This window comes from Caulobacter hibisci, assembly GCF_016135805.1.
Taxonomy (GTDB): Bacteria; Pseudomonadota; Alphaproteobacteria; order Caulobacterales; family Caulobacteraceae; genus Caulobacter; species Caulobacter hibisci.
The window spans coordinates 177,345-192,701 of record NZ_JADWOX010000001.1; the positions used below are offsets into that span (position 1 = coordinate 177,345).

Sequence of the window (15,357 nt, forward strand, 5' to 3'; positions counted from 1 at the left end):
AAGGACGCTCTTACGGGTATCGAGCGCTCTCCATCCCCGGCGAACTCGAAAAAGAATCCAACCAAAACAATGCTCTATAACTTTCTCACCCAAACTTATCAGACGCGTCGAAACCACCCCCATACTTGAACCCATCCCAGCCATGGGGAGGGCTCTTGGTACCGGCCCAAGTTGCGGCTGTGATCGCATCGAGCGGGGCCGCTTGGGGCGTTGCGGGAAGGGCGGGTTTGCAGGATCGCTCAGAAGGCGTGATTGGGCCGTCAGCCGTTCCGTGACGCGACAAGCGGGTCGACAGGCCGGGAACGTTCAAACCGGTTCAACAGGATCAGCCGAGGCCGCGCCGGACTACCGCGGGGCTGTCGATCCTGCCCGTCCGAGGGCTAGCCGGGCCAATGGCTGAAATAGCGCCTACGCCCCCGGTCCTTCGAGCCAACGATGCGGCGGAGCGGTCAGACGAAGCCGAAACGCTAAAACCCATCACGGTCTCCGGGCTCCGCCCGGCCGCTCCGCGCCTTCCCACCCACTTTCGCGGATTTCCGCGAGAGGCCGCAAACCCATGTCCCTCTCCCCTTGCGGGAGAGGGTGGCCCCCGCGAAGGCGGGGGTCGGGTGAGGGGTCTCTCAGACCTCAAAGCCGCTTGCTGTGGATAGATCGGGCGGAGCGTCCAACATCCGAGAAACCCCTCATCCGACGGCCTTCGGCCGCCACCTTCTCCCGCAAGGGGAGAAGGACGATCGTTCAGGCGGAGCGTCTGGCGCCCGTAACCCGCAGGATCAGCCCCGCCAGGATGCCCACCGCAAGGCCGCACAGATGACCCGGCTTCACCGTCCCATGGCCGCTGACGACGATGTCCAGCAGCAGGGCGACCACGATCGCCGCCCAGGCCAGGATCCGGCCCCAGCGGGAAACGCCGCCGACCGCGACCGCCAGGCCGCAGATCGCCAGATAGGCCTGGGACGCGCCGGAGATGAACGCCTCCGGCTGGGTGACGACGGCGATCCATTGGCCCAGGGTTCCGCCCGCCAGGGCCACCAGGGCGGGCGTGAGGCGTCCCAGGCGCGCTTCGGCGGCCAGGCCCACGCCGCCGATCACCAGCACGTTCAGCAGCATGTGCGGCGGCTTGACGTGCAGCCACTGCGAGGCGACCAGCCGCCAGGCCTCAGCCCAGGTGAAATCCGATCCCTTGATCGCCCCGAAGGCCACGAGCGCGCGGGAATGCTGCTGAACCCACGGCGGCTGGCCGAGGGCGACGGCGACCAGGATCCAGGCCAGCAGCAGGCTGGCGGCCCAGATCAGGCATGGCGAGCGATCGGTTCGGGTCACTGGCTCCCCCCGAAGCCTGGAGCGACGCCCGAGCCCGCCTCAGCGCGGCGGGGCGAAGCGGATGACGTTCTCGCCCAGAAAGGGCTCTTCGGCGGTCGAGCCCTCGGCGGGCGGCTCGAACAGCGGCTCCATGGCGTCGGCGGTGGCCGTGGGGCTTTCCGGCGGGGCGGGAGCCGGGGCGGGCGCGGCGACGGGGTCCGGCAGCAGGATCGGCATGCGCACCGAGACGCTGGTGCCCGCGCCCAGCCGGCTTTCGACATGCATCTCGCCGCCGTGCAGTTGGGCGAAGGCGCGCACCAGCGACAGGCCAAGGCCGGTGCCCTTGGCGCGCTGGTCGACGCCGCCGGCCTGCTCGTAGGGGCGGCCCAGGCGCTCGAGGTCCTCGGGGCTGATGCCGACGCCGGTGTCGGCGACGACGATCTCCAGCATGCCGTCGTGGCCGTCGGCGGTGACCGTCACCTGGCCGCCGCGCGGGGTGAACTTCAGGGCGTTGGACACCAGGTTCAGCACGATCTGCTTCAGCGCCCGGCGGTCGGCGTCGACCTCCAGCTCGCCCGGCGGCAGCACACCGCGCAGCTGCACGCCCGCGCCGTCGGCCTGCACGCGCATCAGCCGCATGGCGGCGTTGACGGCTTCGCGGGCGTCGAACTCGCCGCGCGACAGCTCGAAGCGCTCGGCCTCGATCTTCGACATGTCGAGCACGTCGTTGATCAGGTCCAGCAGGTGGCGGCCGCTCTCGTGGATCAGTTCGGCGTATTCGCCGTAGCGGTCGGTCAGGGGGCCGAACATCCGGGCGCGCATGATGTCGGAGAAGCCCATGATGGCGTTCAGCGGCGTGCGCAGCTCGTGGCTCATATTGGCCAGGAAACGAGCGCGGCCGGCGGCCAGGTTCTCGGCCTCGGCGCGGGCCTGGTCCAGCTGCTGCAGGTGGCGGGTCTCGGCGGTGACGTCGCTCAGCACGCCGACCAGCATGCCGGGGCCGACCCGGCGCAGGATCAGGCTGAGGGTCTTTTCCGGGGCCTCGGCGGCGGCGAAGGTCAGGCTGGCCTCGCGCTCGCGCAAAGCCTGGCCAAGAGCGAAGTCGACGCGAGCGCGCTCGCCCGGCACGGCGGCCTGCGACAGGCCGTCGATCATGATCCGATCCAGGGTCGCGCCCTCGGGGGCGACGCCGCGCACGGTGCGCACCCGGCCCTGCAGGGTGACGGCGAAGGCCAGGAACGGCAGGCCGTCGAGCAGGGTCGACAGGGCGGTCAGCTCCGACAGGTTGCGCACGTCGCGCTCCCCGGCCCGGCGATGGGTCAGCATCAGGCCGGCCGCGAGGCCGAGCCCGGTCGTGGCGACGGCCAGGAAGCCGAGGATGAAGGCGGTGGGGCCGGCGGGCGGCGGTGGGGCCAGGCCGGAAAGCTGGGCCAGCGCCGCCACGGCGCCGCCGATCAGGGCCAGGGCCGCGCCCTCGGCCAGGCGGCGCGGGGCGGCCAGGGTCGAGGCGGCGGCGACCGGCGCCAGGCACCAGGCGCTCATCGCGCCCGAGACGCCGCCGGTCACGGCCGCGGCCAGGGCGCCGCCGGCGGCCCAGCCGACCAGCAGCAGGGATTGGACGCGCTCGTCCTCGCTGTCGCCCAGCAGCAGGGCGGCGATGGCGGGCAGGGCGCCGGCCAGCAGGGCGACCCAGGCCGCCCAGCCGGTGGAGGACGGCACGAAGGCCACCGCCCCGCCGGCCAGCAGGGCGGCCGCCAGCCAGCCCAGACGCCAGGCGCGCGCCGTCTCCCGCCCCGACAGCGCGGGGTTGGAGAGCAGGGGGCGAAGAGCGGCTTCGTCCTGCCGAGACGGCTGCGGGTCGATGTCCAAGGGGGCGGGTCCGCCTCGTGTGGCTGTTATTGGTGAATCCTAACCCCGCATCGCCCTATCTCCCAAGCGCGCACAATTGTGGGGCGACCGGCCGAATCCAGCTTCTTGTGGACGGAAACGGATTCGTAAGCGGGTTGGTTCAGGGTGGCACAGAATGCCTTTGCGGACAGAAGGTCCGGGAGTTCCACATGTCTCAGACGGCGTCCGCGGACGCTTCTTTGCCGGCCGAAGACCTCGCCGAAAGCGGGGCTGGGGCTGATTCGCGCCAGCCGCAGAGGCCCGCCGAGGGGCCGACCGCGACGTTTCGCCGCGCGGCCGCGCGCGCTCGCCGCAAGGCGGCCCTCGACGATCAGAAGCGTTCTTTCCTGCGCATGGTCAGCCACGAGCTGCGCACGCCGCTCAACGCCGTCATCGGTTTTTCCGAGATCCTGGCCAGCGAGCTCTACGGTCCGCTGGGCGCGCCGCAGTACAAGGAATACGCCAAGCTGGTGCATGAGAGCGGCCTGAAGCTGCTCAAGCTGGTCAACCAGATCGTCGAGATCGCCCGCCTCGAAGGCCACGTCACCGACCTCGACGTCGCCGCCGAACCGCTGGACGAGGCGGTGGAAGACGTCATGGCCCAATTGCGCACCGAGTGCGAAACGCGCGGCGTGGTGCTCAGCGCGCCCGACCTCGTGGGCATGCCCGCCGTGCTGGCCGACCGCCGTGGCCTGCGCACCATCCTGTCGAACCTGCTGCACAACGCCGTCTCCCACTCGCCCTCGGGCGGGGTGGTGACCATCGAGGCCCAGCACGCCGGCGGCGGTCTGGTCGAGATCTCGATCCGCGACCAGGGCGAAGGCGTGGAGGCGGCGGACCTGCCGCGCCTGCTGAAGCCGTTCGAGCAGGCCGGCACCTCCCTGACCCGCAGCGGCGAAGGGGCGGGCCTGGGCCTGCCGATCGTCGACCTGCTGGCGCGGGCCATGAACGGGGCGCTGCGGCTGAAGTCGGCGCCCGGGTCGGGCCTGACCGCGATCGTAAGCCTGCCGGCGGCCTGATACGCTTGCATCACGGGCGTGGCCCGCCTACACGCCGCGCCATGAGCACCAGCCCCAACGCCGCCCTCGACGAACTAGCCGACGAGTTCGAACTGCTCGGCGACTGGGAAGAGCGCTATCGCTACGTCATCGAGCTGGGCAAGGACCTTGAGCCGCTGACGACCGCGGAGCATTCCGAGGACAACAAGGTGCGCGGCTGCGCCAGCCAGGTCTGGCTGGTGACCGAACCGCAAGGCGACGGCACGATCCGCTTTCGCGGCGACAGCGACGCCCACATCGTCAGCGGGCTGATCGCCATCGTGCTGCGGCTCTATTCCGGCGCGGCGGCCGGCGACATCGTCGCCTTCGACGCCGCGGCGGCCATGGCGCGCCTGGGCCTGTCGGAGGCGCTTTCGTCGCAGCGCTCCAACGGCCTCAAGTCGATGGTCGCCCGCATCCAGCGGGACGCGGCGGCTCTGGCGGGCGCCTAGAAGAAGCCCGCTCGATTGCCGATGAACACGATGGCCACGACGATCAGCAGAAGCTGGATCAGCCAGTTCACGGGCGAGGGAATGGGCGAGCGCTGGACGGCGTAGAGGGCCAGGCCCAGCAGCACGAGGGCGATGATGACGGTGATCAGGATGCTCATGGCGCGGTAACCCGCGTTCGGGCCGCTTGGTTCCGGCCGCGCTTGAGCCGGCCCCTCCGATCTTCTATGGCCCGCCCATGACTTCGGCCTACCGCATCGCCGCCCTCTATCGCTTCGCGACCTTCGACGACCCCGAAGCGATCCGCGCGGGCCTCGCCAAGCTGTGCTGCGGCCTGAAGGTCAAGGGCACGCTGCTGCTGGCCCGCGAGGGGATCAACGGCACGATCGCCGGAACGCCGGAAGCGATCGACACGGTCATCGCCCATATCCGCACGCTGCCGGGCTGCGAGGCCCTGGAGCTGAAGTTCGCCGACGCCGACAGCCCGCCGTTCCATCGCCTGAAGGTCAAGGTGAAGGCCGAGATCGTCACCCTGGGCGAACCCGACCTCGACCCGGCCCACAATCACGGCGTCCACGTCGATCCGGCCGACTGGAACGCTCTGATCGCCCAGCCCGACGTCGTAGTGATCGACACCCGCAACGGCTACGAGGTCGATTGCGGCACCTTCGAAGGCGCGATCGATCCGGCCACGCCCAGCTTCGCCGACTTCCCCGCCTGGTTCGACGCCTTCCGCCAGACCTGGGATCCGGCCGCGCCGGCCCCCAAGGTCGCCATGTTCTGCACCGGCGGCATCCGCTGCGAGAAGTCGACGGCCCTGCTCAAGGCGCGCGGCGTCGAGGAGGTGTTCCACCTCAAGGGCGGGATCCTCAACTACCTGGAGACGGTGCCGCAAGCCGAGAGCCTGTGGCGCGGCGAGTGCTTCGTGTTCGACGAGCGGGTGGCCGTGGGCCACGGCCTTTCGGACGGCTCGCACGTGCTGTGCCGGGGTTGCCGCATGCCGGTCTCGGAAGCGGGGCGCGCCTCGCCGTTCTATGTCGAAGGGGTGTCGTGCGCGCGCTGCCACGATACGCGCAGCGACGATCAGAAGGCCCGCTACGCCGAGCGCCAGCGTCAGGCGGCGCGGGCGATCGAGCTGGGCATCGATCATGTCGGCGCGACCCAACTTCCCAAGTCTTCACTTCCCAAGTCTTCCGGCGAGTCCTGACGGATCGCCCCGCGCCGCACGGCGTTATTCCGGCCGAGCCCTTCCCCTCGGACACGGAGATGACCCATGGTCGCCTACGACCCCACCCTGAATCCTGGCCAGACCAACGGCGCCGGCCCGGCCCGCGCTCGCCAGGGCCTGATCGACACCCTGTCGGACAAGGTCTCTACCTTCCTCGACAACCATTCCAAGCCGGCCGACCCGCAGGCCCCGGTCGCCGACTACGCCGTTGGCGGTCCGGCCAAGAAGCCGCTGACCATCGCCGGCCGCGAGATCCAGCTGGGCGGCCGCACCGTGCCCCTGGCGGTCGCGGTGTTGGGCGGAGCGGTGCTGGCCGGGCTGCTGATCAACAAGCGCACGCGCGGCGCGGCGATCACCGCCGCCGGTACGGCCTGGACCTTCCTGCAATCGAAGAAACCGTAAGGCCCAGCTTCGAACCTTTCGCGAGGGGGCCGCGTTGCTGCGGTCCCTCCCTTCGAAACGCCACAGGAGCCCCAACATGGCCCATACGAACGAAGACCACATCAAGCTCGTCAACGGCCTGGTCGAGATCACCATCGACAGCGCCGACGGCTATGAAGCCGCCGCCAAGGACGCCGAGAGCCGCAGCTTCAAGTCGCTGTTCGAAGCCCGTGCTCAAGAGCGTCGCGGCATCGTCTCCGACCTGCAGGGCGAGGTTCGCCGCCTGGGCGGCACGCCCGACGATGACGGCAGCATCCTGGCCGCCGCCCACCGCGTGTTCCTGAACGTCCGCGACTCCCTGACCAAGGGCGACGAGTCGGTGGTCAAGACCGTCGAGGACGGCGAGGACCACATCAAGGCCAAGTACGAGAAGGCCCTTCAGGACCTCGACGTGGATCCGCAGACCCGCAGCGCCATCGAGGCCGCCTACGCCAAGGTCAAGGCCGGCCACGACCAGATGCGCGACATCAAGAAGACCCAGCAGTCCCACTGAAAACGTGGGCTGAGCAAGGCGGCGGTCGAGATCTGACCGCCGCGCTGTCTCAAAGCATGCCGTAATGCGCCGCGAGGCGCTGCAAGGCCGCCCTCAGGGCGGCCTTGCCCGTTCTGGGCTTGAGACCGAGCATCGTCTCCGTCGCTTGCAGGGAGGCGCCGTGCAGGCAGATTGGCGACAAGATCGCCCGCTGCTCCGGCGAGAGGGCGGTCATCGCCCGGGCCATCCGCGCCTTGGCCCCGAGGGCCCGTTCGGCCGGCTCTAGGCGCGGACCGCCGCCGCGCGGCGTGGGATCCCAGTTCATGGTCAGCCGGCCCAGCAGGCCGCAGGCGTGGGCGTCGGCCGCCAGGCGTTCGCCCGCCGCGCGCTCGACGGCGCTGAGCAGGCCGCGCCGGAACAGCCAGTCCAGCGGCGCTTCTCCGAGATTGGCGCGATGGGTGGTCGCCACGCCCTCCTCGATCACCACCTTCTCCTCCTCGACCATGCCCGGACGGCCGGGTGGGGAGGGCGGCGGCGCCCAGCCCAGCCGCCAGCCGCCTTCGGGTCGGGAAACCAGCCGGCCGACCAGCTTGCGGAACGCCGCCTCGTCGAGGATCAGCATCGGCTTGCGGCCGCGGGCGAAGCGCACGGCGTAGGCCAAGCCTCGCGCCTCGATCACCGAGCCGGCCCGGGCCAGCAGGCGGGCGGCGCGGTCGGCCAGGTGCTCGGCGGCGAGATCTTGCTCCAGGACGGCGGCGGCGCTCATCGGCCGACCCCCGCGGCATTGGCGAACAGCACGCCGGCCAGATCGGGAATGGTGTCGGGCGCCTGGCGCACGCAGGCTTCCAGGGCGGTCATCCGGGCGTCGAACATCCGGTCCTCGCGCATGTCCTCGATGCGATGGCAGGCGTGGGCGCAGGTGGTGCGGTCGCGCCCGAACGCGAAGGCCACCCGCGCCAGCGGCCAATGGAAGATCACGTGGGCCAGGTAGATGGCGATCTGCCGCGCCCGGGCGGCGGACTTGGACGTGCGCCTGTCCGAGCTGATCTCGGTCGGAGCCACCCCGGTGGCCAGGGCCACGGCATGGGTGACGAAGGCGGCGGCCAGCCGGTCGCGACGCGGGTCGGGCGAGATCGCCCAGGCCTCCTCCAGGATTTGAGCGAGCATGGCGGTCCCTCAAGAGCGGCGCCCCCACGGCGCCCATGAGCATCAGCCTAGGCTGATATTCCTCCTGTAGGATAACTTTCCTATATCGCGCGTCTAGTCTAAATCTAAACCCTTGATTGTATTTCTTGACAAAGTCGCCTATCCCCGTCCCGTGACGGGGATAGGCGTTCCGATCACGGCTTGGCGGGCTCCGCGGGGGCGGTCGCCGCCGTCGGGTTGGGCTTGAGCAGCTCGGCCTCGATGGCGATCTTGACCTCGTCGCCGACGCCCATGGTCGAGCCGGGCTTGGGCACCCCGTAGCTGACCCCGAAGTCCGAGCGCTTGAAGCTGCCGCTCAGCGAGAAGCCGATGCGGGCGTTGGGGTCCATCGGCGGGAAGCCGGCATATCCGCCGTTGAAGCGGGCCTTCAGGGTCACCGGCTTGGTCACCCCGTGCAGGGTGAGGTCGCCGGTGACGTCGGCGGTGTCGGGGCCTGTGCTGGCCACTTTGGTCGAGCGGAAGGTGATGGCTGGATATTTGGCCGCGTCGAGCCAGTCCTTGCCCAGCAGCTCGTCGGTGAAGCCAGGCGGCGGAGCGGGCAGGGTCAGGGAGCTGGTCTTGATGCTGGCTTCGACGCTGGCGGCCTCTGGCGCCTTGGGGTCCAGGTTCAGCTTGACGTCGAAGTCGGTGAAGCGGGCCGTGTACCAGGAGAAGCCCAGGTGGTTGAGCTTGAACGACAGGTCGGCATGGGTCTTGTCCAGCACGTACTCGCCGGCCGGCAGGTCGGCGGGCGGCTCGGCGGGCGTCGGTGCGGCGGCCGTCTCGCCCGCCGGCTTGGCCGGAGCCTGAGCGGTCTTCTGGTCGGAGCAGGCCGCGAGCGCCAGCAGCAGGGCGCCGCCGATCGCGAGCTTCGAGACGTAGGACATGAAACCTCCCTTGATGTTGGCCGGGAGGTTCGGCCCGGGGCGACGATGCGGTCAACCCCGGGACGTTGTGACGCTTACGACTTCTTTTTGCTCTCGGCGATCCAGGCGTCGGTGCGGGCGTCCAGCACCGCCAGGGGCGTGGAGCCGCCTAGCAGGACGAGATCGTGGAAGGCCCGCTCGTCGAACTTCGGGCCCAACTGGTCCTCGGCGCGCTTGCGCAGCTCCAGGATCTTCAGCTCGCCGATCTTGTAGGACAGGGCCTGGCCCGGCCAGGAGACGTAGCGCTTCAGCTCGACCTCGATATTGGTCGGCGACAGGGCGGTGTTGTCGGTGAAGCAGGCGCGGGCCTGATCCAGGCTCCAGCCCTTGGCGTGGATGCCGGTGTCGGCGACGAGGCGGCAGGCGCGCCACATCTCGTAGGACAGCCGGCCGAACAGCTCGTAGGGGTCGCGATAGATGCCCATCTCCTCGCCCAGCCATTCTGAATAGAGCCCCCAGCCTTCGCCGAAGGCGCTGAAATAGAGGTTCTTGCGGAACTCGGGGCCGGTCTGCTCCTGGGCCAGCGAGGTCTGGACGTGGTGGCCCGGGGCGCCCTCGTGCAGCACCAGGGCCGGCAGCTCGTAGAGCGCCCGCTGGTCGAGCTCGGAGGTGTTGATCATCAGCCCGCCGGCCCGGCCGGCCTTGGGATCTCCGCCGAAATAGCGGCCGGTTGTGTAGCCCTTTTCGATGCTGGCCGGCACTGGGCGCACGCCGTAGGTCAGGCGCGGCAGGGTTCCGAAGTGGGCCGGCAGTTGGTCGTCGGCGCGCTTGGCGATCTCGCTGGCCTTTTCCAGCAGTTGCTGGCGGCTGGTGGCGTAGAATTTCGGATCCTTGCGCAGATAGGCCAGGAAGGCCGGCAGGTCGCCCTGGAAGCCGGCCTCTCTCATCACCGTCTCCATCCGGGCGCGGATGCGGCGCACTTCGGCCTGGCCGATCTCGTGCACCTGGTCGGGGGTCATCTCGGTGGTGGTGTAGCGCTTGACCAGGAAGGCGTAGTAGCGCTTGCCGTCGGGCAGGTCGGAGGCGGCCAGGCTCTTGGCCGCGTGCGGCACGTACTCGTCCTTCATGAAGGCGACGAAGCCAGCGCGGGCAGGTGCGACCTTGTCCCTCAGCACCGCTTCGCCCTCAGCGATCAGCGCGGCCTTGTGGTCGGCCGGCACGCTGGTGGGCAGGGCGCGTAGCGGGGCCAGCAGCGGATCCTCGGAACGCGGCGTCGCGGCGGTGCGCTGGGCGCGGTCGAGCACCGACTCGGCGGTCGAGCGGGCATGGACGAAGCCGGTGGCGATCCCGCGCCGGGCCTCGGCGATGTTGGCGGCGTACCATTCGGGCGACTGGGCCAGCAGGCCAATCCACTGCCTGGCCTCGGCCTCGTCCTTCAGGCGGACGCCGTTGGCGCGATAGAGCAGGGAGACGTCGAAGCCGCCGTCGCTACTGAACGGCATGCGGCCTTCGTCGAACGACAGGCCCACGAGCTTGTCGTCCAGGCTCCAGGCCAGGATCTGGCGGGTCAGCTTCTCGTCGTCTGTGAGGCCTGCCTCGTCGACCTTGGCCAGCAGGGCCTTGGCGTTCTCGTACTTCGCCTTGCGCGCTGCGTCGGCCTTGGGGCCGACCGGCGGCAGCCGCCAGCGGGCCTCGTCCGAAGCACCTTCCTCGTCGTCCACGGCCGAGACCGACTCGTAGGCCTTCACGGCCTGGGTCAGGCGGGCCGAGGCGCTGGCTTCGGCGGCCTGGACGGGGCCGGCCAGCAACACGGCCGACAGGGCCGCGCCGGCGGCGAGGCGGAGGATGTGATGACGCATGAACGCTCCCCGGAATAAACCGGGGCGAGGTTAGATCATGTCGCCGGGCAGGGCCAAACGGCCTGGCCGAAGCTTTCGGATCATTTCCAGGGATGGAGAAGAAGAGAGAAGAAAATGGAGCGGGCGAAGAGATTCGAACTCTCGACATCCACCTTGGCAAGGTGGCGCTCTACCACTGAGCTACGCCCGCGCACCGATTTTCTTGTCTCTGTCCATGACCTCCGCGAGGGAGGGAATGGAGCGGGCGAAGAGATTCGAACTCTCGACATCCACCTTGGCAAGGTGGCGCTCTACCACTGAGCTACGCCCGCATCGGAGGGGCTGGAAACAGCGCCCCGCGACGAGGAGGCGGCTTATGGCAGAGCGTTTCGCGCTTGGCAAGCACTGTCGGTCAACTTCATGGGGATGAATGTCGCACTTGCGGAACCGGCCGTTTGAGCGGCTCATTGGTCCCTTGGAATTGAGGTCGGGGCTCGGGTTTGCGTCTCTTCGTGTACGGATTGGGCTTCGTCGGCGCCGCCTTCGCCGAATCTCTCGCTGCGCGCGGTTGGTCGGTGATAGCGACTGGGCGCACGGCCGAGGCGCGGGCGGCGGTAGAGGCTCAAGGTTTCTCCGCGGTCGACCCCGACGACAAGGCGGCGATGGCCGAGGCCATGCGCGGCGTCACCGCCATCCTCGTCACCGCCCCGCCCACCGGCGAGGGTTGCCCGGCCCTCGAGGCGGTGATCCCGGCTCTGGCCGCCGCGGAGGCGTTCCCCGACTGGATCGGCTATCTCTCCACCACCGGCGTCTATGGCGACTTCGATGGTCGCTGGGTGTTCGAGACCAGCCCGCTGAAGGCCCAGTCGGTCGAGGGCGCACGACGCGTCGGGGCCGAGCGCGACTGGCGACAGGTCTGCCGGGGCATGGGGCTGACGGTCGTGACCTTCCGTCTGCCGGGCATCTACGGGCCGGGCCGCAGCGCCTTCGATCGCCTGAGGGCCGGCGAGGGCCGCCGCATCGTCAAGCCAGGCCAGGTGTTCAGCCGCGTCCATCGCGACGACATCGTCAGCGGCCTGCTGGCCTCGCTGGAAAAGCCCCGGGCCGGGGCCGTCTACAATCTCTGCGACGACGAACCGGCCCCGCCGCAGGACGTCATGGAGCACGCCGCCTTGCTGCTGGGCGTGCCAGTCCCGCCCGACCTGCCGTTCAACGCCCTGGGCCTGTCGCCCGCCACCCGCCGCTTCTACGCCGAGAACAAGCGCGTCTCGAACGCCCTGGCCAAGGCCGAGCTTGGCTGGCGGCCGAAGTATGCGACGTATCGCGAGGGGCTGGCGGCGATCCTGGCGGGGTAGGGGCGAAGCGCCTACCTAAGCTCCCGTCATTCCCGCCCTTGTGGCGGGAACCCCTGGTTCCATTCGCACGTGAAGTGCAAGCGGCGTGCTCAGCACGCCGCCTCATCTGCCCTTGCGGCCGAAAGAGAGGTTCCCGCCACAAGGGCGGGAATGACGGGAGATGGGAGGAGCCTCCCGCCTACTCCTCCTCATCCCCCAAGTCCGCCGCGGCCCAGGCCGCCGCGGGCGCCTGTCCGGCCGAACGGGCGCGGGCCGCGCGGGCGAGACGGCGGGCGACCGGATCGTCGTCCACCGGCGTGGCCAGCACACGGGCCTCGGCCACGGCCGCGATCAGACGCTCCAGATCCTGCGGGCGCGACAAGCGGTGGTCGCCGTCCTTGATCAGCGAGAAGACGACGTCTTCACTGTTGAGGCCATTGGCCAGTTCCAGGGCGTGGGTCCAAGGCACGGCGTCGTCCTGGCCGCCCTGCAGCACGCGCACCGGGACGTCGATCGGCACGGGGCCGGGCAGGATCGACCAGCGGGCGCCGTCCTCCAGCAGTTCGCGGGTGATCGCATAGCCGCCGTCGTCGTATTCCGACGGTCGGATCCAGAAGCCGTCGCGCTCGATCGCCGCCTTCGCTTCGTCGGAAAGCTCGGGCCCCATCAGCTTTTCGGTGAAGTCGGGCGCGGGGGCGACCAGCACCAGGGCCTTGACCCGGTCGGGCCTGGCGATGGCGGCGAGACACGCCAGCCAGCCGCCCATCGACGAGCCGACCAGCACCAGCGGCCCCTCGGTCAGGTCGTCGATCACCGCCAGGGCGTCGGCGCGCCAGCGGCTGATCGTGCCGTCCTTGAAGTCGCCCGACGATTCGCCGTGGCCGAAATAGTCGAAGCGCAGGTAGCCGCCGCCGGTCGCCTGGGCCTGTTCGGCCAGGACCTGGGCCTTGGTTCCGGTCATGTCGGAGTGAAAACCGCCCAGCCAGACCACCATCGGGCCCTCGCCATCGATCTTGCGGTACGCGAGACGCTGATTTTCCTCGCGCGGATGGAAATCACGGGCTTCGGTCATGGCGCGGCCTTGTTCGTTTCGCTAACTAGCTCCTCCTAACCTTTTCAGGGCGCGGCGTGTCCATCCTTCCCGATGATTTCACCCTGCTGCAGGTGACTCCCGAGCTGGAGACCGGCGGCGCCGAGCAGACCACGATCGACGTGGCCCATGGCGTGGTCGCCCTGGGCGGCAAGGCCCTGGTCGCTACGCGAGGCGGACGCATGGCCGCGCGGCTCGAGGCCGACGGCGGACGCCTGGCCCAGATGCCGGCCCAGTCGAAGAACCCGCTGGTGATGCTGGGCAACGCCGCCCGCCTGATCGACCTGATCCGCCGCGAGAAGGTGACCCTGGTTCACGCCCGCTCGCGCGCCCCGGCCTTCTCGGCCCTGTGGGCGGCGCAGGCGACGAAGACACCGTTCGTGGCCACCTATCACGGGGTCTACAACGCCAAGTCCGGCCTCAAGCGCTGGTACAACGCGGTGATGACCAAGGGCGACCTGGTGATCGCCAATTCCGACTACACCCGCGCCCACGTCATCGCCGAGCACGGCATCGCCCCCGAGCGGGTGGTGGCCATTCCGCGCGGCGTGGACCTGTCGCGCTTCGAGCCCAGCTTCGTCTCCAACGAGCGCGTCGAGGCCCTGCGCAAGGCCTGGGGCGTGTCCTGCGACGACCGCCGGCTGAAGGTGCTGCTGGCGGGTCGCCTGACCCGCTGGAAGGGCCAGGGCCTCGCCATCCAGGCGGTGGCTCGGCTGAAGGCGCTGGGCGAGGCCCGGGTGCTGCTGCTGCTGGCCGGAGACGACCAGGGCCGCAAGGGCTACCGCGCCGAGCTGGAACACATGATCGCCCAGGCGGGCCTGGAAGACAGCGTCAAGCTGGTGGGCCACTGCGACGACATGCCGGCAGCCTACCTGCTGGCCGACCTGGCCATCGCCCCGTCGCTGGAGCCGGAGGCCTTCGGCCGCACGGCGGTCGAGCCGCAGGTCATGGGTCGTCCGGTGATCGCCGCCGACCATGGCGCCACGCGCGAGACGGTGGTGCCCGGCGAGACTGGCTGGCTGGCCGCCCCCGGCGATGTCGAGGCCTGGGCCCAGGCCCTGAACGACGCCTGCGAGGCGGGCGCCGCGGGCCGTCAGGCCATGGGCCTTGCCGCCCGTACGCGTGCGCGCCGGTTGTATTCTGTGGACGCCATGGTCGAGGCGACCCTTAAGGTCTATGCGCGCGTGATCGCCGTCGGCAAGGCTGGCGCCGGTGTTTCGGAGTCGGTGGGTTGAGCAAGGAGATCAAGAAGGTCCTGGTCATCAAGCTGGGGGCGTTGGGCGACTTCGTCCTGGCCCTGGCGGCGATGAAGAAGATCCGCGAGGCTCACCCGCGCGCCAAGATCACTCTGCTGACCACCCCGCCGTTCGAGGCCCTGGCCAAGCTGTCGCCCTATTTCAACGCCGTCGAGGTCGATGGCCGTCCAAGCGACGCGGGCGACCTGTTCAAGATGCTGGGCCGTATCCGCAAGGCCAAGTACGACCGCGTCTACGACCTGCAGACCAACAGCCGCACCGGCTGGTACTTCCAGGCCCTGCGGCCGTTCCCGCCGCAGTGGTCGGGCATCGCCAAGGGCGCCGGCCTGCCCCAGCGCGGCCGCGCCCGCTATCATATGCACACGCTGGAGCGGCACGCCGACCAGCTGCGCCAGGCCGGCATCTGGTCCGACGCGCCGATCGAGCCGGGCAGCGCCCCGCCGCCGGACCTGTCGTGGATCCTGCGCAAGCACAAGGACGCCCGGCCGGTGGCCGGCGCCGTGGCGCCCAAGCCCTATGTGCTGCTGGTGCCCGGCGGTTCGGCCCATCGCCCCGAAAAGCGCTGGCCGGTGGAAAGCTACGCCCAGCTGGCGGCCCTGCTGAAGTCCAAGGGGCTGGACATCGTCATCATCGGCGGGCCGCAGGAAAGCGCCATGGCCCGCCAGATCCAGAAGGCCGCCGGCCAGGCCCGCGACCTGACCGGCCGCACGGACTTCGCCCAGCTGGCGGTGCTTGGCGCCAAGGCGGCCCTGGTGGTCGGCAACGACACCGGCCCGACCCACCTGCTGGCGGCGGCCGGGGCGCCGACCATCGCCCTGTTCTCCGACGCCTCGGACCCGGCCCTGTGCGGCCCGCGCGGCCATGTGGCGGTGATCCGCTCGCCCGACCTCAAGGCCCTGCCGGTCAGCACCGTGGCCAGCACCGCGATCTCGCTGCTGCCGCGCTGACGGGCGCCTCGACGGCGCGCGCGGG

At 70.0% G+C, this 15,357-nt stretch carries 16 protein-coding genes and 2 tRNA genes; 8 read left to right on the top strand and 10 right to left on the bottom strand.

What is annotated here, in order from left to right:
- Positions 1-738 precede the first annotated feature (738 nt).
- Together I4Q42_RS25830 and divJ are read right to left on the bottom strand one after the other, a co-directional pair.
- Positions 739-1,323: a rhomboid family intramembrane serine protease gene (locus I4Q42_RS25830; RefSeq protein WP_198574176.1), complete on the bottom strand. Its 585-nt coding sequence runs from the start codon at positions 1,321-1,323 to the stop codon at positions 739-741.
- Between the two features lie 39 nt (positions 1,324-1,362).
- A complete protein-coding gene (divJ, locus tag I4Q42_RS00835; RefSeq protein WP_232792800.1) occupies positions 1,363-3,120 on the bottom strand; it encodes a cell cycle sensor histidine kinase DivJ in 1,758 nt (585 codons plus the stop codon).
- A 269-nt stretch (positions 3,121-3,389) separates the two neighbouring features.
- Between divJ and I4Q42_RS00840 the strand changes: the two genes are divergently transcribed.
- Positions 3,390-4,208, top strand: a complete 819-nt coding sequence (locus tag I4Q42_RS00840) for a sensor histidine kinase (RefSeq protein ID WP_408611040.1) — start codon at positions 3,390-3,392, stop codon at positions 4,206-4,208.
- 41 nt (positions 4,209-4,249) lie between these two features.
- Positions 4,250-4,678, top strand: a complete 429-nt coding sequence (locus tag I4Q42_RS00845; RefSeq protein WP_198574179.1) for a SufE family protein — start codon at positions 4,250-4,252, stop codon at positions 4,676-4,678.
- Here the strand turns inward: I4Q42_RS00845 and I4Q42_RS00850 are convergent.
- Positions 4,675-4,836: a hypothetical protein gene (locus tag I4Q42_RS00850; protein WP_165799372.1), complete on the bottom strand. Its 162-nt coding sequence runs from the start codon at positions 4,834-4,836 to the stop codon at positions 4,675-4,677. The two genes, I4Q42_RS00845 and I4Q42_RS00850, sit on opposite strands and share 4 nt — an antisense overlap.
- Before the next feature lie 77 nt (positions 4,837-4,913).
- On the opposite strand from I4Q42_RS00850, the gene trhO reads away from it, so the two are divergent.
- The 3 genes from trhO (at position 4,914) to I4Q42_RS00865 (ending at position 6,837) form a co-directional block, all read left to right on the top strand.
- The gene (gene trhO, locus I4Q42_RS00855; protein WP_198574180.1) at positions 4,914-5,882 is read left to right on the top strand and encodes an oxygen-dependent tRNA uridine(34) hydroxylase TrhO; all 969 of its coding nucleotides are present in this window, start codon (positions 4,914-4,916) and stop codon (positions 5,880-5,882) included.
- A 66-nt stretch (positions 5,883-5,948) separates the two neighbouring features.
- Entirely contained in the window at positions 5,949-6,305 is a 357-nt protein-coding gene (locus I4Q42_RS00860; RefSeq protein ID WP_198574181.1) for a hypothetical protein, read from the top strand.
- A 76-nt stretch (positions 6,306-6,381) separates the two neighbouring features.
- Positions 6,382-6,837, top strand: coding sequence for a PA2169 family four-helix-bundle protein (locus I4Q42_RS00865; RefSeq protein WP_198574182.1), 456 nt, complete (start codon positions 6,382-6,384; stop codon positions 6,835-6,837).
- A gap of 49 nt (positions 6,838-6,886) precedes the next feature.
- Here the strand turns inward: I4Q42_RS00865 and I4Q42_RS00870 are convergent, their stop codons facing one another.
- The 6 genes from I4Q42_RS00870 to I4Q42_RS00895 all read right to left on the bottom strand — a co-directional run bounded on the left by I4Q42_RS00870 (position 6,887) and on the right by I4Q42_RS00895 (position 11,037).
- Positions 6,887-7,582 carry a DUF6456 domain-containing protein gene (locus tag I4Q42_RS00870; RefSeq protein WP_198574183.1) on the bottom strand — a complete coding sequence of 232 codons (696 nt, stop codon included), beginning with the start codon at positions 7,580-7,582 and terminating at the stop codon, positions 6,887-6,889.
- A complete protein-coding gene (locus tag I4Q42_RS00875) occupies positions 7,579-7,983 on the bottom strand; it encodes a helix-turn-helix domain-containing protein (RefSeq protein WP_198574184.1) in 405 nt (134 codons plus the stop codon). The genes I4Q42_RS00870 and I4Q42_RS00875 overlap by 4 nt, the downstream gene beginning before the upstream one ends.
- A 173-nt stretch (positions 7,984-8,156) precedes the next feature.
- The gene (locus I4Q42_RS00880; RefSeq protein WP_198574185.1) at positions 8,157-8,888 is read right to left on the bottom strand and encodes a YceI family protein; all 732 of its coding nucleotides are present in this window, start codon (positions 8,886-8,888) and stop codon (positions 8,157-8,159) included.
- A 74-nt stretch (positions 8,889-8,962) separates the two neighbouring features.
- Positions 8,963-10,726: a DUF885 domain-containing protein gene (locus I4Q42_RS00885; protein ID WP_198574186.1), complete on the bottom strand. Its 1,764-nt coding sequence runs from the start codon at positions 10,724-10,726 to the stop codon at positions 8,963-8,965.
- A gap of 115 nt (positions 10,727-10,841) precedes the next feature.
- Positions 10,842-10,916, bottom strand: a tRNA-Gly gene (locus tag I4Q42_RS00890).
- Positions 10,917-10,962: 46 nt separating this feature from the next.
- Positions 10,963-11,037: transfer RNA gene (locus I4Q42_RS00895), tRNA-Gly, on the bottom strand.
- Positions 11,038-11,205: 168 nt separating this feature from the next.
- Here I4Q42_RS00895 and I4Q42_RS00900 point away from each other — a divergent pair.
- Positions 11,206-12,060: an SDR family oxidoreductase gene (locus I4Q42_RS00900; protein WP_198574187.1), complete on the top strand. Its 855-nt coding sequence runs from the start codon at positions 11,206-11,208 to the stop codon at positions 12,058-12,060.
- A gap of 178 nt (positions 12,061-12,238) precedes the next feature.
- Here I4Q42_RS00900 and I4Q42_RS00905 read toward each other — a convergent pair whose 3' ends face one another.
- Positions 12,239-13,111 (bottom strand): alpha/beta hydrolase, encoded by an 873-nt coding sequence (locus I4Q42_RS00905; RefSeq protein WP_198574188.1) that lies wholly within the window; start codon positions 13,109-13,111, stop codon positions 12,239-12,241.
- A gap of 56 nt (positions 13,112-13,167) precedes the next feature.
- Between I4Q42_RS00905 and I4Q42_RS00910 the strand changes: the two genes are divergently transcribed.
- On the top strand, positions 13,168-14,364 hold the full coding sequence (locus tag I4Q42_RS00910; RefSeq protein WP_198574189.1) for a glycosyltransferase family 4 protein: 1,197 nt from the start codon (positions 13,168-13,170) through the stop codon (positions 14,362-14,364).
- On the top strand, positions 14,361-15,332 hold the full coding sequence (locus tag I4Q42_RS00915; protein ID WP_198574190.1) for a glycosyltransferase family 9 protein: 972 nt from the start codon (positions 14,361-14,363) through the stop codon (positions 15,330-15,332). The genes I4Q42_RS00910 and I4Q42_RS00915 overlap by 4 nt, the downstream gene beginning before the upstream one ends.
- Positions 15,333-15,357 lie beyond the last annotated feature (25 nt).